The organism is Rhodococcus sp. NPDC056960 (assembly GCF_042674125.1).
Lineage (GTDB): Bacteria > Actinomycetota > Actinomycetes > Mycobacteriales > Mycobacteriaceae > Rhodococcus_F.
In genome coordinates, this window is the sequence record NZ_JBHURF010000054.1 from 14,206 (window position 1) to 31,606 (window position 17,401).

The following is a 17,401-nucleotide window of genomic DNA, read 5'->3' on the forward strand; positions in this document are numbered from 1 at the left end:
GGTGTGCGGCGGATTTGGTGCCCCTCGTCGCGGCGAACATCCAGCGGGGCGTGGACCAGGTGTACCGCGTACACCAGGGTGCATCGGCTTCCGCGGTGCGAGCAGTTCTCAAACGCAAGTTCGGCAGGGCGATCGGGGCAACGGCAATCGAGGTCCTCGCCGGCTGCATCTCGGACGGGCACGCTCCGGTTATCACGTGCTCGTTCCCGTAGCGGTCGGGCAGGCAGGATCCTCAGCGCTGTGGGTCGGCGAGGTCGGCCCGGCAGTGGTCCGCCCCTCACGAATCCGGCGGCAGGGACCCTGCACTTCACGTTGGCAGGCTCGGGATCCGCGGCAGCGCCGTACCAAACCCACCCCTGCCAGAGGATCGCTCACCTCTGACCTTCACGGCCCGGACCTGACGCCCCGAAGGATCGATCAGTTGACGTGGAACACCGCACGCCGTCCGCGGTCCGCGGAACGGCGCAACGCGGCCTGGACGGCAGCGGTGCCGCCGATTCCGCCGGCGAGGACAAGTAGCAGCAGGGCGACATTGAGGTTCACGGGACAGGTCCTCCTCGGGTCGGCAGGCCTTGGCGCGGCGGCCGGTGCGGATCATGATGTGGTAGAGCTCGGTTCGGTCACAGACTGCGAGGTCGACACTGTCCTGTGGACCGGTATCGCACTCGGATCGGCGTCGATTCGTGACTGCGTCGATAAACAAATGGTTGGCTCCGAGTGCAGTCGGTCAGATCACGTGCGGGCGTGCAGTTCCTAGCCCAACCCCGTGCCCAACCCCGTGCTCACGTACTCAACGTCGAGGCATTCTCTCTGTCACTTCACCACCGCCGTCGTCGCGGATGTCTCTGCGAGCGGACCCGACAGGCGCTGACGCAGCTTGGCTCGGTTGACGTCATCCTTGTACCTCAGCGGTTTGCCTGTCTTGGCCACCCGACGTCCGGCGACAGTCAGCATCGGGCGCGGAATTCCGATACCCATGACCGGCACGCCTGTCACGTAACTCTCCTTGAAGAGAAACATCGAGGCGTCGGACACTTCGTCGTGAGTGAGCGGCGAGGCCACCCACCCGACTTCCGCTCCGATGGCATCCGCGTCCAGAATCGGGCTGCGATAACCCTCCGTTGTCTTCGCGAGAAGCCAACGGAGAACAGCGTCACGAACCGCCCACTGACGATCGGTAGCTGCACTCACATTTCAGTCCTCCACATAGATGCCACTAACGCTGCCCTGCACCATAGCCATCGGTGAGAAATAAGCAAGCTCAGCGAAATTTCCTGCGCACCTTGCACCTCGGAATCTCCCGACGGACGTTTTCAAGTCGACCGGACCGAACGCAATAGGCGGCGTGGCGCAACTCGGATCGGGGAACTGTCCGGCGCGCACCAACCGATCCCCTCTTCACGACCCGACATAACCGAGCCGCCTCCTATCGGCTGCTGAACTGGACTTATTTCTTTTGTTGGGTATGGTCGAGTTCAGTTCGCGGTTGCCGATTCGGAAAGGACCGACAATGGCCGACAAGTCCACCGTCAAGAGTTCCACACAGTCCGCGCGCGCCCTCGAGGAGCGTCGGACGGAGAAGAGCGAGAGGGCGCTCGAGTCCACTCAGCTCATCCGAAAGAGGAAGAGCTGAAGCGAGACTGACGAACACTACTCCCCCACACCTCTTCACTGCCCGAGGCTCGATGGTGGTGCCCCGGAACTCGGTCAACAGCCCGGTCCGCCCAACCTCGAAACTAGCCGTCTCGGAAGAGATCGACTCGGAACGTGGAAATATCCACGCCTGCAATCCCTTCCGGTTCTTACTTGTCGAATGGACTCACACGACCCTGACGCGCTAGAGGGAAGCACGCAGCGGGCGTTCGGTCTACCCCGCGTGTGACCACCTGATCAGGGGCCAACTTCCGGCCTCTGGCACGCCCGTCCCGGCCCTCCGCGGCCGGGACGACTTGTTACCCAAACATTCAGGGCGAGCAGCTCAGCAGCACTGAACACAACGACATCCGCGATGGCCGTCCTCGCCAACCCATGGGGTCGGCAGCGAAGTGCCGGATGCGTCGAGAATTGATGGAACAGAAAATGAATCGTCCTGGACTCGTCACCCGTCGGCCGGACCCGGCCTCGCTGTCGTCGGGGAGACGCAGGGCACTGTTGCGGGTCATTCTGCTGCCGTTGGATATCGTCGAAAGCACCGATCCGGTCGCGGTACCCGCGGTCGTCGAGGTCGAACCGTTCCTGCCTGCCCGCATCAGCGCCGGCACCGCCGCCGGAGACGATGGACCCCGCGCACAGTTGCTGGCGTTCCGACACATCGTCGATCGCAGCAGTTCACCGGTAACCTTCGCCCTCGCAACCGGCAACCGGCGCGGACCTGACGGCCGGCACCGCCCCTATGTCGGCCCGCCGGCGACGTGTCTGTCACTGTGGAAGGTTCCCGGCAACGGACTGGTGCTGGCCTGTGAGGAACTTACCTCTAACCGCGCCGACAGCCTGATCGACCGGCACCATGACCCGCTCCGTGATGGCGGTAGCCCCGAATTCTGGTCTGCCATCGAGGCATTTCTCCGGCCCTTCGGGCTGACGGCCGACGCCAGCCCGATTGACATCTTCCCCCGGCTGGATACCCGACTGCCCAACTCCGCGGTCTATCGGCCGTTGCGGAGCCTGACGATCCACGGCCGTCACCCGACCGATCAATTCACCCTGGAAGGCCTGCTCATCGAGGTTCACACCGACGGGGTCGAAACGGTACGGCGACTGGTCGATGAACCGGGCACCACGCCCTGCGCGGAGGCCGCGCCCCGTTCCTACCCTGGACACTTGCGCTGGTACCGGGCCCCGCTGATCGACAGGGCGTCGCGTCTCGGTTCAGGGGTCGCGATTCGCGAGGACGCCAGAGCCCTCGCCGTGAACGTCGGTGCCCCTGCTACCGGTCCCGGTCGTCTCGACCGGAGCACCCGTGAGATGCTTTACTGCCTCATCGGCTGGGTTGCCCTCCGCGCACAGCACTCGGCGGACCACCGTCGCGTGCTGTCGCTTTTGCGCAGCCGCCGGCAACTGGGCGAACGCGGCGCCCTCGCGGGCCTCGGTGACATCGCGGCGGCTCGCACACGGATGGTCGAGACACGGCTTCTGCAAGCACACCCCGCCGGTGCTCACTCGGTCCCGCCCCGGATCGAATCGACACACCTGCGATCAACGCTGGTGCACCGCACCGCCGACGAGATCGCTTTCCTGCATACCGAACTCGGTAAGCTCTGTGACAGTGCTGAAAGTAGTCTGCTGCCCCACGCTATCGCCTCGGCCCGAGAACGACGGTCCACGCTCGTAGCGGTCGCGGGCGCTGGTGCGCTATTCGTGACCTCGCTCCACGCGGTCGTCGCGGCATCGCCGGAGGACGTGCAGCGCTGGGGGTTCACTGTGGCGGTCACCACCGCGTTCGGCGCTGTCGCCCTACTCCAGCTAATCGCGCGTCGACGCCCTTCCCGGACTCCGACGAAGCCGACACCGGTCGCGCCGCCACGGGCCTGGCCCGTGATGCCTGTCAGGGACCTCGAACGTCAACGGCGGGAGTCGATCTTCCCATTCGAGACGCAGGTGTGGCGTACCGCGCCGAGTCGCCGCGGCACGACGCCCACGTTGCGAGAGTGCCTCGAGGCCAACAATCTTTCCTACGGCGAACCCTCCAACTCAGCGTTTGCGGCGACAAGTCCGACATCCCGTCCAGCACCACAACGGACCCGACCTCCGACACAGGCACCGACGCACGCAGCGTCGAAGTCGACCATGAACCCTTGGGAACCTCGAACATGAGCGAACAGATGACGCAACGATCGGTCCTCGACCGCGTTGGCAGAGTCCGTTGCGATGACCCGCGGTTCGCTGTTCCCACAGGGCGACGGTCCGCGAGGAGATTGTTCATCTTCTCCGCGATCTCCGGCCGAAGCAGAGACTATCCGAGTCCTCGCATCGGGCACGGAGCCGATACACCTGCCCGTATCCGGCATCTCCGGTGACCCATCGAACCGGCACACCGGCGGGTGCCCTTCTTCACGAACCCTGCGTCCGGCCGAGCATCAGACGAGTGGATCGAAGGGCGCCGCTACCTCGGCCTCAACGTCCTCGCCGAGCCATGAGTAGAGCGCCGGAAGCAGTGGCACAGGTTCGTGTGGACCGTCTGCGTGGGGTGTTATCCGGGCTTGACGGCGACGAGACATCCGGTCGACGGCTTGACGGGCCGGAATTCGACCGCCTCGAAACCGATCCCGCACAACGCGTCAATGTAGTTTCGCACGTCGACGGCGGCGAACGGATCCGCCGCGGCACCGTCGTCGGCCGAGGGCCCGTGGCGGCGGGTGGCGACCGTCGCGAGAATCCGCACGACTGCGGTGCGGACACGATCGAGTGGGTGCATGTCGGCGAGCATGAGCCGTCCGCCCGGCCGCAGGACCCGGAACATGTGAGCCAACGCCACCTCCCGCTGATCCTCCGGTATGTGGTGCATGACGAATGTCGACGTCACCACGTCGAACGACGAATCGGGAAGGCTCAGCGCCTGCGCCGCGTCTTGACGGAAGTCACAATTGCCGCGGCGGCCTGCGTGTGCGGACGCGTAGTCGAGCATCGGACGGGACGGGTCGACGCCCACGACCCGTCCGGAGGGCCCAACCCGTTCGGCGAGAACACCGGCGAACCGTCCGGGCCCGCAACCGATGTCCAGCACGCGGTCGCCAGGACCGGTCTTGCTTTCCGTCGCGAGCGCGATGTCGAGGCGACGGCGGCGGCCGCCGAAGAAGACCGTGTTGAACAGGTTGTACCCATGGACGCGAGTGATGAGGATGCCAGGCGGTGATGTAACGGCCTTCGCGGTGAGATGATGGGCGGACCGTTGATGTTGTTCGTTAAAGGACATGTGTTCATGATTTGCCGGATAGCGTTGCAAGGCCAGAACCAAACTGCCGGGATCCGTCCGCTTCGGCACTGTTCGGCGCGAAGTGTTCGACAATGATGGGAAGGAGACGATGGTGAGGACCCCTGACCGACGTGTGCGGCGCACGAAGGGGCTTTTGCACCGAGCTCTGATCGAACTGCTGCTCGAGAAGGGGTATTCCCGAACTACCGTTCAGGACATTCTCGACCGCGCCGACGTCGGGCGGTCCACCTTCTACAGTCACTACCGCGACAAGGACGATCTGCTCGTGGTGAGCTGCACCGAGTACCTGCGCACCGCGGTGAACGAATCCGTAACACCCGATACCCCGCTGTGGGCGCCGGTGCATACGCTCCTGAAACTGGCCGAGCGGCATCGCGAGCTGTATCGGGCCCTGGTCGGCAAACGCAGTGGTGCCGTGTTGATACGCGCGACCGGGCAGATGGTCCACGACATCCTGGTTGACCATCTCCGTGGCCGACTCGCCATGGACGATGACGAGTTCGATACGACGCTGACGTTCTTGTCCTGGGGCCTGATCGGAGTTCTCGGCTCCGTCGCCGAGGAGGCCGTATCGGCGGACGACGCCGTCTCGGTCTTCGAAAGCCTGGCCGGTCGAGGACTGCACATGCGCACGCTTCCTTCTGTGATCAGTTGACCGGGGTCACTGCGGATCGCCGAGATGCTGCGGTGCAGGCCGCCGTGCACCTCGTCGTCCGCGAGAACGCGTCGGAAGTCCGGGCCCTTTTGGTGGTGGAACCGCGCAGCGCGAAAGGTGCACGTCACCCCGCGGCGCGCGCTCGACGCTACGCGGTCACCGACGCGAGGTGGCCCCGTCGGTACTCGGTGTTTCGCGGCCATCCCCCCGCAGTCGGGGCGATGCACTCGCGAGCGTGGGCATGTCGATGTTCGGAGTTCGAGATGCCCGACGAGGAGACCGTGGGTTCAACGGTCGACCCCGCCCGCACGCTCGGCACCCTGCTGCGCGGACCGGTCGATCACCACGGCCAGCCCGTCGAGCATCGGACCGAGGCCGAACTCGAACATGTCGTCGAGGTGCAGATCCCAGTCCGGATCGAGTTCGGCGACGACCGCGGAGGAACCCCGTCAGTCCGCCGCAGAAGACATCGTTGACGTCGCCGGCCACGCATGATTCCGCCGCGAGGGTTAGCATCCCAGAGCGTGACAACATTGCGCTCGATTCCGCTCACGCTTTTGCGGATTAATTACCGACTATTGCGTATCCCTTTGCAATTGATCGAAGAGGTCGCGGAATCACGCCTGGATGAGCAGGACCGGTCCAGGCTGACCTACGAGGGATTCCTTGTCCAGTGCGACCGAAGTGCCGCCACTCATCTCGGTGACACTGTCGCTGCAGAGCGCGCCGAGGAGTTGCGGCGCCATATCCTCGCCACGCAGATGACCGTCGCTTTGCAACGGCGGCGACTCGAGCAGCGACGAGCAGCAGAGGCGGCCGGCAGGACGGCGCAGTGGGAGAAACGGCAGCGACATAAGGAGCGGCTCCGCGCGGCGAAGGTGGTGCCGCTTTTTGACCCCATCGATCCCCCGTCGCCGTAACTCACTTCGCGACGATCATCGCTCGGACGTCCGGGCGATCCCCCGGCAAGTTCTCGAAGTTGGTTGCCGGTCTCGGGCGCGGTCGGGAAATCGGTGCCCGGCACGGCCGACCCGGCATCTGCTCGCCGCCGGCGCACGGCTCCGGGCCGCGACACACGTGCACCAGATCCGGCGTCCAGGCAAGGCCGGCAGTGCCCCGCAGCGCGGATTCTAGCAAGTTGCTAAGATTCGCAACAATAGAACCTACGCAGGACCGTGGGGTGCACGCGATACGGCAGGACCGGCGCCGCGGCGAGAGCGACACACCTTGCCGGTGCCGAATCGAGATCCGGAACGAGGAGGAGGCGCCATGGCCGCGAATTCGCGTCAACCGCTCTACCAGATGAAAGCGGACTTCTTCAAGACGTTGGGGCACCCGGCGCGCATCCGGGTCCTCGAACTGCTCAGCGAACGCGAGCACGCCGTCTCCGAGATGCTGCCGGAGGTGGGGATCGAGCCGGCGAATCTGTCCCAGCAGCTGGCGATCCTGCGGCGGGCGGGCCTGGTCACCGCCCGCCGGGAGGGCCTGTCGGTGTCCTACGCCCTGACCTCTCCGCGCATCGCAGAGCTGCTAGCGGTCGCGCGCGGGATCCTGACCGGGGTGGTTGCCGGTCAGGCCGAAGTGCTCGAGGACGTCTCCGAGCCTCCTGCCTTGGTGGGCGAGACCGGGGGCTGACGGGGGTTCACAAAGGCAGGACCCCCATTGCACACTCTGGTTGCGAATTTCTTGAGTGCGTACATCGTGTAGGCGATTGGCGAGGAGATTTCGCTCTCGATCGAGAAAGCGAAAAGAGAAGTCAACGGTGACGAACAATCACGGTGGTGCCAGCGGTCCGCCCGACGGCGTCGGTCCGGCTTTCGCGGGAATCAGCGTTACCGTCGTCGCAGTGCCTATCACCCGCTCGGCGACGGCCGGGGCGACGCGGACCCGTGGTGCTCGTGCTGGGGTTGGGGCACCGGGAGTGCGAATCGGTGCAGCGTGCGGTGACCGACCGCGGTAGACCTCTGAGCGGGACGCGGAGGCGATTCCGCTGCGCCGGTTGATGGTCCACAACGATGTCCTGATCGACCTCGCCGGTTGTGCTCCCGAGGGCGCGGCGCCCGGTCGCACTATCGAACATCGCCGCCGCATTCCCCTCGGCCTGCGGCAAGATCAACCTCGCCATGCTCGACCCCTGCCCGGGTGGACCGCCGAAACCATCGGCGACGACATCGCCTGGCTCCAATTCGACCGAAAAGGGCGCCTCTACGCGGTCAACCGGATCCCGAAGCAGGTCGACGTCATGCCTGCGAACAGGTAGGGCAGTCCTGCGCGGCGACCACCAGGGCCGGGTGTGCACACCCGGGCGGCAGTCGCCAAGCGGCGGCGCCGACAGCCGCCACCATTGCCCGCATGCGGTGCGGCGCAGGATCCGCCCCCGCAGGCGGTGATCGAGGTTACTCGCATCAAACAACCTTCCGTGATCATTACTTGCTAACATTAGCAATTGAAGAGAAGGCGGAAGTCCTGATCTCGCCGCAGACCACCGAGGAACGTCGATGACCGAACCACCCACCCCCACCGGTCCGGCCGACGCGGCCGCGCCCACCTCGGTACGGGCGGTGGGCGGCCTGCTGCCCCGGTGGAGTGAGTGGAAACCCGCGGTCCGCTCCCCCGGCGCGGACCTGCTCGCCGGGGTGATCGTCGCGCTGGTGGCGCTGCCGCTGGCGCTGGGGTTCGGGATCAGCTCCGGTCTCGGTGCCGCCGCCGGGCTGACCACCGCCGTGATCGCCGGCGCCGTGGCCGCCGTGTTCGGCGGGTCTCGCTTCCAGGTGACCGGCCCGACCGGGGCGATGACCGTGGTACTGGTGCCCATCGTCGGTCAGTACGGGCCGACCGGGGTGCTCGCGGTCGGTCTGATCGCCGGTGCCATCCTGCTGGTCCTGGCGTTCGCCGGAGTAGGGCGGGCAGTGCGATACATGCCGGCCCCGGTCATCGAGGGCTTCACCGCCGGCATCGCCGTCGTCATCGCCCTGCAGCAGGTCCCCGCAGCACTGGGAATCACCGGCGCCACCGGGGAGAAGGTGTGGCAGAGCGCGGCCGACGCCGTCCACACGTTCCTTCAAGCCCCCACGATCCTGACCCCGGCGACCACCCTGATCGTGGCCGCGGTCATCCTGCTCGGTGGCCGCTACCTCCCGAAGATCCCGTTCTCCCTGATCGCCGTCGCCGCCGCCACCCTTACCGCCCACCTCTTCCATCTCGACATCGCCCGCATCGGGACCATTCCGGCCGGATTCGCCGCGCCCACCCTAAGTTTCCTGCACCTCGGTGATCTGACCTCGCTGATCGCGCCGGCCCTGGCGGTCGCCGCCCTGGCGGCGCTCGAATCGCTGCTGTCCGCGACCGCCGCCGACTCGATGGCGGTCGGCGCCCGGCACAACCCGGACCGGGAACTTCTCGGGCAGGGGCTGGCGAACATCGCCGCCCCCATGTTCGGCGGCGTGCCCGCGACCGGGGCGATCGCCCGCACCGCGGTCAACGTGCGCTCCGGGGCCCGCACCCGGCTCGCAGCCCTCACCCACGCCCTCATCCTGGCCGCCATCGTCTACCTCGCCGCATCCCTGGTTGCCGAGATCCCCCTCGCCGCCCTGGCAGGGGTGCTGCTGGCCACCACGGTGCGGATGGTCGAGACCGCGTCGATCCTCGCCATCACCCGCGCCACTCGCGCCGACACCCTGGTCATGATTGCCACGTTCGGGGTCACCGTCGTCTTCGACCTCGTCACCGCCGTCGCCGTCGGCGTCGGGTTCGCCGCGATCCTCGCGTTGCGGGCGGTCGCGCAATCCGCCCGCCTCGAACAGGTTCCCCTCGACACCAACGACCATCTGGCCGAGGAACACGAGCTGCTGCGCGAGCACATCGTCGCCTATCGAATCGACGGCGCCCTGTTCTTCGCTGCCGCCCACCGGTTCCTGCTCGAACTTGCCGACGTCGCCGACGTGAAGGTGGTCATCCTGCGGATGTCCCGGGTCACCGCAATCGACGCCACCGGCGCCAGCGTCCTCAAGGACGCCATCACCAAGCTCGAACACCGGCACATCACCGTCCTGATCTCCGGCGCCAAACCCGAACACCTCCGCCCGCTCGCGGCGCTCGGGGTGTTCACCACCACCGACAGTGAGGACCGGCACCTGTTCGACACCACCCCGCGCGCGATCGCCTACGCCCGCATGCTCGTCCTGCCCGAACACCACTACACCTCCACCACGACCAAGGACTGATCGATGCCCGAGAACACCACCGACACCCCCACCCCCGCACCCACTGCGCGGGGGCGCCTCGGCTACGTCCTGGGCCGCACCCTGCCCACCGAACTGCACCCGTGGGTCATCGAGGACACCACCGGGCCCGGCGCCACCCGCCGCTACGCGACCCGCTGCCTGATCCCGCTGATCCCCATCCTCGTCGCACTCCTGCTCATCCCCGGCCCGTTAATCATCCGCACCGGAATGGTGCTGCTACTGTTCCTGCCCTTCGTGTACTTCCTGTTCGCCCTCAAGAGCATTTACCTGCGCCACCGGCTCGTCAGCCACGGCCTCGACCCCGCGCTCCTCGATGCCCACAAACAACGCCACCTCGACCAGGAACAGGCATCCTACGAATCCCGCTACCGGGCAGCCCCGTGAGCCGACAAACACACCCGGGGTGCACCCCCGGATCCTGGGGCGCACCCCATTCACTACTAACCAATTAATTGCTAATCTTCATAAGTAGAAAAAAGTGACAGTGGACTGGGGTGGGGTCATGTGCCTCCCGGATCGAGCAGCTGGGAACCGGGGCTCGGCGAAACCTCTCCCAGCTGGGCCGGCGCGCCTGTGGTGGTCGTGCCTCCTATCCATCCGGCGGTGCGCCAAGTCACCCGCAATTTCCAGCGAGGGAGGATCGTCATGCCACATTTCCGATACGTCGGCACCCAGGAGAGAATCCATCTCGGCGCCGCGACCCGGATGATCAACTACGGCGACATCGTCGCGGCGCGAACCAATCCCGATCCGCGCTACTTCGAGCTGGTGGAACCGGACCAGATCACGGAACGGTTGAGCCGTCGAACAGTGGGAGCGCCGGAACGCGAGTAATTCCGCAAGCATGAAGCTCGGGCCGACAGCAGTTCACCTTCTCCCGTGCACCCTCGTGCCCGACCCCTGTCCTCCCAGCACGTCGCATCGCGGGGCGATGCGCCGGAACCACCCATTCTCGCCGAGATCGCCGAAATCGCCGAAATCAGCCACCAACCCAACAGAAGCCAGGACCCCAGATGACGACCCGAACCATCCACGCCACCGATCTGCAGTGGCACTCACTCGCCCCCTGGATTCTCGAGTGGGAAGGCGTCGACAATCCGGAACCGACCCTGAGCGAGTGGAGCACCGAACTCGCCGCCGCGGCCACCGGGATCGACCGCCGAATCACCTGGAACCCAACCCAGAACACCGCCACCGCCCCCGAGGACGTCGACCTGCCCCAGATCGAACACACCCTGCGCGGCGCCGTACGCCGCCTCGCCCACGGCTGACCCACCGCCCACAGCGGGGTCCGATGTCGATCCCCGACCGAGGGTGAATCATGGCTCGCGGCGCGATCCGGAAGTCGTGGCACTAGGGAACACTCCCACCACGCCCGGCCGTCGGTGGCGCGATGCCCATGCGTTCGGGGACCAGGACGACGGGGCGGCGGCAGTGGTGGATCAGGTTCGAGGACACCGACTCCCCCAGCACCCGCGCGAAGACAGACACCAGCCCACCCCACGAGCTCCCGATGATGATCATCAGGGCGTCCTTCGCGTCGCCGATCGACGCCAACAGGTGCGCCGGGTTGCCCTCATGGCAGCACGCACAACTTCAGCTACGACGGACGACCCGGCCCCGGCCCAGGCTTCCGACGCGTGATTCGACACCTCCTGCGGCGCTCATGCGTGGGCGGTGGAGCGGAGTGGGGTCGGATAATGGCCAGTGGCCCCCGCGAAAGAGTCCATGGCCGAGCGGTGCGTGTCACGACGTTGCGCGCCGGTCAGCGCTCCGGTTCGACACCAAACGTCAGCCGGCGACCACTGATCTCCCTGGGCGTGATCTCGACATAGTTGAACTTGGGTGTCGGTATCCACGAATGCAGTGGCAGCTCGTCGGCCGCGGCGATCTCGGCGGATGTTTGCAGACGCCGCGCAGTTCCATGCACAACAACACTCCACCCCGAACCCTCGGCCACGTGATCGACTTCGAACGCGACCTGCTGATGGATGGTGAGCTCGACTAGTTTAGTGCCCTCTGCGGTCCTGAAGAGCAATTTACCTTGATGCGCCACATAATTGACGGGGAAGATATCGACGCGGTCGGATACGCTCACGACGAGGCGACCCAATTCCTCGCTTCCGAGCAAATCCCAACTCTCTTCCGCCGACAATTCCGTGACAGGTCCGTCAGAGTTGTCGCTCTCGAGATTGGTCATGTCTGATGATTACACCCGTTCCGCGATGTTGTCACAGGTATGCCGACCGTTGCACCGCCGATCGCGGGGATCGAGCATGATCGGCACGGGGTCGAGACGTCCACCGCCACTACCAAGTGATGACGTCGGGTCCTCACGCAAACGAGCCCTTCGGTCTCAGGTCGGGGCCGTACCTGCGCAGCCTGTACCTGACGGACATTCGGTTGGCGATCGTGTGTGACCACTACTCGCCGCACCTGACCACGCGCAAATATCGTCGGGTTTCGGACTGGGCGGTGGCGTTAGGGATCAAGATCGTTCACGGCGGGTCGGCTACCCGGCACCCCACAGGTCACCGACGCCCCACGTGCCCGCGCATCGCGACCGAGCTGAGGGAGTGAACCACAAGCGGGTCGAACAGGTGATGCGCGAGAACTGGATCGCCGGGGTGCATCTGCGTGCGCGCGGATCGATAACGATGAGCCGCCGGCAAGAGCCGCAAGGACCGGTCAAGCACACCTTCCTACTCGGACGGCGAATGTCGCACGTTCGAGAAGGGAGTTTGCCAAATAGTCGGGTCGGCGACCGGGAACCGACGACCGGTGACGAGGGTGGGAACGAGCCGGATGAACAGGTTTTTCGCCCCGGCCTGCCACGGAAAGAGCGGCAAAGACACCGTGTCGATCAATTCATCGATCTCACGGATACCCTCGCCGCGGCCCTTGATCACCACGCTCCACGCCTCGTTCGACGATGCGTCGTAGCCGTCGACTTCCAGGGCAACCGGCACGTCTGACACCGCAGCGGACACCTTGGTGCCTCGCCCGGAGCGGAATACGAGGGTCCCGTGATCGACTGCGTAGTTGAGAGGAAAGATATCCGGATGGTCGTCCACCCAGACTGCGAGACGGCCGACACCCGCGGTGCGGAGCAGCGCCCAGCATTCGTGAGTAGCAAGTTCTCGGACTTCCGGCTCATCGCTTCCCATTTGCCTTCGCTTCCTGTCGTGACATCAGATCCGGTGCGGTTCGTCTATATCTGGCTCACCGAAATCATCGTCGCTGTCTCGCGTCCACGGGAGGCATCTCACCGAATCCGCTGGTCGGATACGGGAGTGGACGGCGGCGCTACACACCTGCCAACCGGGTGGCGTGTGCACGGGATCTGCCTCGGTGCCGCGCTCGGGCATAGAAGATCACCCGAGATCGGTTACCGGAATCGTCCGCGGCGAACCTGCCCGGGCTTACCACCGTGTCACTGAAAAACCGCGTCGGTGATCTGCGCGCGGAAGAACTCGGTCTGTGCCGCGGTGTCGGTCGCCCACCGCGCGCGAAATCGGATGGGGATCGTGATGCCGGCAAAGGAGTCCTCGGCGTCGATGGAGACGGCGAATGGATAGCGGTCGAACCGGTTGCCGTCGGGGTTTCCCCATCGTTGCATACGCACCTGACGCAGGGTCCCGTCGTCGGCGAGGTCGAGGTGCACGGTGTCCTCGTATCCAGCCACGGCCCAGCGGGCGTGGGCGGTCGCGCCGTCACCGCCGTCGATCCACTGGGCGGCGGCGAAGGCTGTGGGTACGAAGATGCTTTCGCCGGCGAGCCGACCGGCCACGCTTTCGGTGACATCGGGGCCATGGGCGGAGACCATCGGAAGAATGTCGGCGAGTCGCCACCGCATCTCGCCGCGGCCGTCGGTGAAGCGGTCATACCCGAGGACGGGCAGCCCGGCGACCTTGGCCGTGGCCGCCCAGATGAATCCGACCCCGGGGGTGAGGAGTTCGGTGGCGGTGAACGGACGCCAGGCCCCGAGCCGGATCTGCCCCTGCATCGTCAACCGCACCGAGCGGGCCAGCGGTGTTCCCGCCGCGACGGAGTGGCTGATCCAGCGGCGGGCGGCCGCCGGCAGATTCTCGATCAGCTCGGGGTTATACCGCTGCCCGCTGCCGTGCAGAGAATCCAGGGCATGCCAGTGCTCGCGGATGCGGCGGGCCGAGCGGGGAACGGTCCGGGCCATTGGGTCTCCTTGCGGGTCCTGGTCAGTGGCGGTGGGCGCTGGTATCGCGGCGTGGGGCACGAAGCTGCGGGGCGTACCGCACAACCGCCCAGACCGCGGCGGCGATCAATCCGGCGTTGACGACGATCAAGGTGAGATCGGTGGCGGCGCGGCTGATGGAGACGATATCGACCATTCCGTGGAAGACGGCGATGACCAGGATGCTTCCGGCGGCGCTGTTGAACAGGAACGTCGTCAGGTAGGCACCGAACAGGATGCTCGCGATCCACCCGGGGATCATCAACAAAGGAAGTGACTGCAGCCCGGAGGGGTAGAGGAACAGCGGCAGATGCCATCCGGCCCAGAACAGCGCGAAGATCGTCGTCGCCGCATACGAGGACCGTCCCGCCGTTTCCAAGCTCGGGATCGCATATCCGCGCCATCCGGTTTCCTCACCGAAACCGAAGAAGAGAATTTCTATGGGGATCAGTGCCCACCCCACGTCTGCGAATTCCTTGGATCCCAGAAACACCGTCCAGTCGACCGGGGTGCCGGTCAGCGTGGACACTGCGGTCCCCGCCAGAAACAGGGTCATGGGGAAGGCGATGGCGACACCCCACCAGCGAGCGCGAACCCGCCACCGGGTCATTCGACGCAATAGGTCCTGCACTCCGGTGCGGCCGTCGTCGCGGTAGCGCAGCGCGAACGCCGCCGCCAGTGGTCCGAGACTGCCCAGGTAGTGCAAGTACTGCCACCGTGTCGGTGCCAGTACCATCGGCAGCCATGCCGCCCACGTCAGCGTGTAGGCCAGCAGGAAGAAGAGTATCGTGCGGCGCGGAAGAGGTTGCCTCACAACGCGAGTGTACAAACCGAGTCGAAGTGGGAGCCCGGGGACGCCGCGGTACGGGTGCCTGGAAGATGTCACCGCGCACATCCCGGCCACCAGTCGGTAACTTCTTCGAGCTGAAGATCGGGTACGCCGAGCCTGAACACATCGGCAAGCTCAACTTCTACGTCAACGCCGTCGACGACCTGCTCCGCAAACCCGAACACGGACACGGCACCACCATCGGGATCCTCCTCGCCGCCGACCGGGACGACATCGTCGTCGCGTACGCCCTCCGCGGTCTCGACTCGCCGCTCGCGGTCAGCACCTACACCACACACCGGTCCCTGCCCGCCGATGTCCGGCCCGCTCGTCCGACAGCAGCCGACCTCGCCGACACGATCCGGGACGTGCGCCACCCCACAACTCAAACCCTCCCATCGCGGTAGCCCATCAACCGACGACTGAGCCCACACCGCGCGCAATGCCAGGGACGCGGTTACAGTCGTCGGGAGTATCCGATGCGATCGGTCCTAACTCATACTTCGCCATGTCCGCCGGGTGCATCAGCGTCCGCCGGCGGGGCCGGGATAGGGCTCCCTGCCGCCATCTACCCTCCGCGACCCGGCCCTTGGGTCCATCGCTGCGAATCGTCCGGCGATGCGCCTCGGGAACCGTTCCCTCACTCACCCCACCGTCAGGTCGCGATACCGCCGAGCGAAGTCTCCGTCACACACCGCACGACACTGCACTATTCGCAGCTGGTCGATTACTGCACATCTCTCGCCGGACGACGGCGCGATCAAACCGGAAGGGCGAGTCGCGGGGAAGGTCATCAGAATGTCCCCACACAGGGGTTCGGCCGGGAATGCTTCTGCATTCTCGGCCGGATCTCTGCTTCTCGAGTTTTCTCTGCTCACAGATACTTTTCCTCGATCCGCATCACCGACTATACGCATGAGTGATCCACATCACAATATGAAACGTGCGAAGGAGGTCTCCGCCGGACCCCCACCGGAACAACCGCTCAGGGCGAGTGCCCGACATGTCGTGGGCGCCGAGACGTACCGCCGCTGGTCACGTCAGCTGGCCACATCGTGCTGCTCACGGAGATACGCAGCCCGCTCCGACTCGGACATCCCGCCCCAAATCCCGAACGTTTCCGCCGAGACCAAGGCATGCTCGCGGCACTCGCTCAGGACAGGACAGCGCCGGCACAGCGCCTTGGCGCGGGCCTCCCTATGGGCACGGGCCCCACCGCGTTCACCGTCGGGGTGGAAGAAGACGGCCGAATCGACTCCGCGGCACAGGCCCTCCAACTGCCAGTCCCATACATCCACGATCGGCGCGAGACGGTGATGATGTGCAGGCGGCATGACGGACTCCTCAAACTTCGCGCTCGGTATCGAGCGGACCGACTTCGTCCCCGTCCTGTACCCCCGTCGCTGTGCACAGAAACAGCGCCGCCCGGCCACGGCGGGACGCCGCAGCGACCGGCCGGCTTCGCAGAAGACCCCCGAGAGGCCGGTGTCTGCGCCTCACCCGGGAGTGCCGGGCCGGATGGGCGGCTCGAGGACGAGCGACCGCAGGAACGCGGCGGCCCCCGCATCGACCGGGTGCGGCACCCAGCCATGGGGGGAGTTGACCTGATGCTCCTCGCGCGGACCCCACTCCAGGTTGTAGAGGATCGGCACGTTGGTCGGCGCCCAGGTGGAATAGAAGTCGTCCTGCTCGAACAGGTGAACCTTCCACTGATGCCACTTCGCCGCGTGCAACCGGTCGCCCTGCAGACACAGAACCAGATCACGGCCCGAGTCCTCGTCCGCACCCGGCAAGAACCCCGACATGTCCATCCCGTCGATATGCCGGTCCCCCGGACCACACCACCCCCGGCGGTCACCAGGGTGGTGAAGAAATCGACCTCGTGAACCAATTCGTTGCTGACCCGTGCGACGGGCACCCTCCCGGGCCAGCGGACCAGGCACGGTGCCCGAGTCGAGCCCCCGAGCGCGGTGAACAACCCGCCCCGCCAGGGCCCGGAGAAACCGTGCCATCGACCGCCGACCGGATCCGGGTCGATCGCCGGCAGGCGATTGGTGGTGTCGGCGCCATTGTCGGAGGCCCAGACGACGATCGTGGTCTCGGCGACGTCCAGCTCGTCGAGCTTGTCGATAATCGTGCCGTGTCGACCCGGCATACGGGGCGGCTGTCACCGCGACGACGACCTGCAGTGTGGCACTTATCGTCGACTCCCGTGAAGAGCTCGACCGTGCAGCTACCCGGATCGACTACCCCGGTCGCGCGCACTCAATCGACTGCAGCGAAGGTGAGAGGGTGTGTGCCCGTGGACCGGCAGAGGAGGTCCACGGCCCTGGTCACGCTACCGGGGCGGCCGCAGCGCGCCTTCCACCGCGGACTGCGGATACCGGAATCGTCAACCTTGCCCCTCCGGCTTCTGCGTCACCACGAAGTCATATGCGGCGAGCGGTCCGAGCAGCTTCATCTCCACCCGGCCGTCCCAGTTCTCGGCGAGTTGCCCCACGGCCTTTTCGAGCTCTTCCTGACGCTCGAC

The 17,401-nt window shown here is 66.0% G+C and carries 21 protein-coding genes and 3 pseudogenes; 12 read left to right on the forward strand and 12 right to left on the reverse strand.

Annotated features, from left to right (window positions below; genetic code table 11):
• Nucleotides 1-417: 417 nt before the first annotated feature.
• Both ACFTWF_RS43210 and ACFTWF_RS43215 read right to left on the reverse strand, forming a co-directional pair.
• Nucleotides 418-543, reverse strand: a complete 126-nt coding sequence (locus tag ACFTWF_RS43210; protein ID WP_378467194.1) for a hypothetical protein — start codon at nt 541-543, stop codon at nt 418-420.
• Nucleotides 544-813: 270 nt separating this feature from the next.
• A complete protein-coding gene (locus ACFTWF_RS43215; protein ID WP_378467195.1) occupies nt 814-1,191 on the reverse strand; it encodes a serine recombinase in 378 nt (125 codons plus the stop codon).
• Between the two features lie 319 nt (nt 1,192-1,510).
• Between ACFTWF_RS43215 and ACFTWF_RS43220 the strand changes: the two genes are divergently transcribed.
• Both ACFTWF_RS43220 and ACFTWF_RS43225 read left to right on the forward strand, forming a co-directional pair.
• A complete protein-coding gene (locus tag ACFTWF_RS43220) occupies nt 1,511-1,633 on the forward strand; it encodes a hypothetical protein (protein ID WP_378467196.1) in 123 nt (40 codons plus the stop codon).
• A gap of 446 nt (nt 1,634-2,079) precedes the next feature.
• Nucleotides 2,080-3,813, forward strand: a complete 1,734-nt coding sequence (locus ACFTWF_RS43225) for a hypothetical protein (RefSeq protein WP_378467197.1) — start codon at nt 2,080-2,082, stop codon at nt 3,811-3,813.
• A 376-nt stretch (nt 3,814-4,189) separates the two neighbouring features.
• On the opposite strand, the gene ACFTWF_RS43230 is transcribed toward ACFTWF_RS43225, so the two are convergent.
• Nucleotides 4,190-4,912 carry a class I SAM-dependent methyltransferase gene (locus ACFTWF_RS43230; RefSeq protein WP_378467198.1) on the reverse strand — a complete coding sequence of 241 codons (723 nt, stop codon included), beginning with the start codon at nt 4,910-4,912 and terminating at the stop codon, nt 4,190-4,192.
• A 133-nt stretch (nt 4,913-5,045) separates the two neighbouring features.
• On the opposite strand from ACFTWF_RS43230, the gene ACFTWF_RS43235 reads away from it, so the two are divergent.
• From ACFTWF_RS43235 to ACFTWF_RS43275, 9 genes and pseudogenes are all read left to right on the forward strand, one after another.
• On the forward strand, nt 5,046-5,588 hold the full coding sequence (locus tag ACFTWF_RS43235; protein ID WP_378467199.1) for a TetR/AcrR family transcriptional regulator: 543 nt from the start codon (nt 5,046-5,048) through the stop codon (nt 5,586-5,588).
• A gap of 263 nt (nt 5,589-5,851) precedes the next feature.
• Complete coding sequence (locus tag ACFTWF_RS43240) at nt 5,852-6,064, forward strand: hypothetical protein (protein WP_378467200.1); 213 nt, start codon at nt 5,852-5,854, stop codon at nt 6,062-6,064.
• A 48-nt stretch (nt 6,065-6,112) separates the two neighbouring features.
• A complete protein-coding gene (locus ACFTWF_RS43245; RefSeq protein WP_378467201.1) occupies nt 6,113-6,508 on the forward strand; it encodes a hypothetical protein in 396 nt (131 codons plus the stop codon).
• A gap of 349 nt (nt 6,509-6,857) precedes the next feature.
• Nucleotides 6,858-7,223, forward strand: a complete 366-nt coding sequence (locus tag ACFTWF_RS43250) for an ArsR/SmtB family transcription factor (RefSeq protein WP_378467202.1) — start codon at nt 6,858-6,860, stop codon at nt 7,221-7,223.
• 431 nt (nt 7,224-7,654) lie between these two features.
• Nucleotides 7,655-7,806 (forward strand): annotated as a pseudogene (locus tag ACFTWF_RS43255) (phosphoenolpyruvate carboxykinase domain-containing protein); the annotation flags it as partial.
• Nucleotides 7,807-8,086: 280 nt separating this feature from the next.
• Nucleotides 8,087-9,811 (forward strand): SulP family inorganic anion transporter, encoded by a 1,725-nt coding sequence (locus tag ACFTWF_RS43260; RefSeq protein WP_378467203.1) that lies wholly within the window; start codon nt 8,087-8,089, stop codon nt 9,809-9,811.
• A 3-nt stretch (nt 9,812-9,814) separates the two neighbouring features.
• Entirely contained in the window at nt 9,815-10,216 is a 402-nt protein-coding gene (locus ACFTWF_RS43265) for a DUF5313 family protein (RefSeq protein WP_378467204.1), read from the forward strand.
• Nucleotides 10,217-10,477: 261 nt separating this feature from the next.
• On the forward strand, nt 10,478-10,666 hold the full coding sequence (locus ACFTWF_RS43270; protein ID WP_378467205.1) for a hypothetical protein: 189 nt from the start codon (nt 10,478-10,480) through the stop codon (nt 10,664-10,666).
• A gap of 179 nt (nt 10,667-10,845) precedes the next feature.
• On the forward strand, nt 10,846-11,103 hold the full coding sequence (locus ACFTWF_RS43275) for a hypothetical protein (RefSeq protein WP_378467206.1): 258 nt from the start codon (nt 10,846-10,848) through the stop codon (nt 11,101-11,103).
• Between the two features lie 82 nt (nt 11,104-11,185).
• Here the strand turns inward: ACFTWF_RS43275 and ACFTWF_RS43280 are convergent.
• From ACFTWF_RS43280 to ACFTWF_RS43300, 5 genes and pseudogenes are all read right to left on the reverse strand, one after another.
• A pseudogene (locus tag ACFTWF_RS43280) lies at nt 11,186-11,410 on the reverse strand (universal stress protein); the annotation flags it as partial.
• Between the two features lie 187 nt (nt 11,411-11,597).
• Nucleotides 11,598-12,032, reverse strand: a complete 435-nt coding sequence (locus ACFTWF_RS43285; protein ID WP_378467207.1) for a pyridoxamine 5'-phosphate oxidase family protein — start codon at nt 12,030-12,032, stop codon at nt 11,598-11,600.
• Between the two features lie 502 nt (nt 12,033-12,534).
• Nucleotides 12,535-12,906, reverse strand: coding sequence for a pyridoxamine 5'-phosphate oxidase family protein (locus tag ACFTWF_RS43290; RefSeq protein ID WP_378467208.1), 372 nt, complete (start codon nt 12,904-12,906; stop codon nt 12,535-12,537).
• Nucleotides 12,907-13,265: 359 nt separating this feature from the next.
• Nucleotides 13,266-14,024 (reverse strand): DUF6544 family protein, encoded by a 759-nt coding sequence (locus tag ACFTWF_RS43295; RefSeq protein ID WP_378467209.1) that lies wholly within the window; start codon nt 14,022-14,024, stop codon nt 13,266-13,268.
• A 22-nt stretch (nt 14,025-14,046) separates the two neighbouring features.
• Nucleotides 14,047-14,856, reverse strand: coding sequence for a CPBP family intramembrane glutamic endopeptidase (locus ACFTWF_RS43300; protein ID WP_378467210.1), 810 nt, complete (start codon nt 14,854-14,856; stop codon nt 14,047-14,049).
• 65 nt (nt 14,857-14,921) lie between these two features.
• On the opposite strand from ACFTWF_RS43300, the gene ACFTWF_RS43305 reads away from it, so the two are divergent.
• Complete coding sequence (locus ACFTWF_RS43305; RefSeq protein ID WP_378467211.1) at nt 14,922-15,278, forward strand: PDDEXK nuclease domain-containing protein; 357 nt, start codon at nt 14,922-14,924, stop codon at nt 15,276-15,278.
• 633 nt (nt 15,279-15,911) lie between these two features.
• On the opposite strand, the gene ACFTWF_RS43310 is transcribed toward ACFTWF_RS43305, so the two are convergent.
• The 4 genes and pseudogenes from ACFTWF_RS43310 to ACFTWF_RS43325 form a co-directional block, all read right to left on the reverse strand.
• Nucleotides 15,912-16,205, reverse strand: a complete 294-nt coding sequence (locus ACFTWF_RS43310) for a WhiB family transcriptional regulator (protein ID WP_378467212.1) — start codon at nt 16,203-16,205, stop codon at nt 15,912-15,914.
• Between the two features lie 162 nt (nt 16,206-16,367).
• Nucleotides 16,368-16,676, reverse strand: a complete 309-nt coding sequence (locus ACFTWF_RS43315) for a hypothetical protein (RefSeq protein ID WP_378467213.1) — start codon at nt 16,674-16,676, stop codon at nt 16,368-16,370.
• A gap of 53 nt (nt 16,677-16,729) precedes the next feature.
• Nucleotides 16,730-17,026 (reverse strand): annotated as a pseudogene (locus tag ACFTWF_RS43320) (sulfatase-like hydrolase/transferase); the annotation flags it as partial.
• A gap of 237 nt (nt 17,027-17,263) precedes the next feature.
• Nucleotides 17,264-17,401 (reverse strand): GvpL/GvpF family gas vesicle protein (locus ACFTWF_RS43325; RefSeq protein WP_378467215.1); only part of this gene is annotated, 138 nt, incomplete at its 5' end.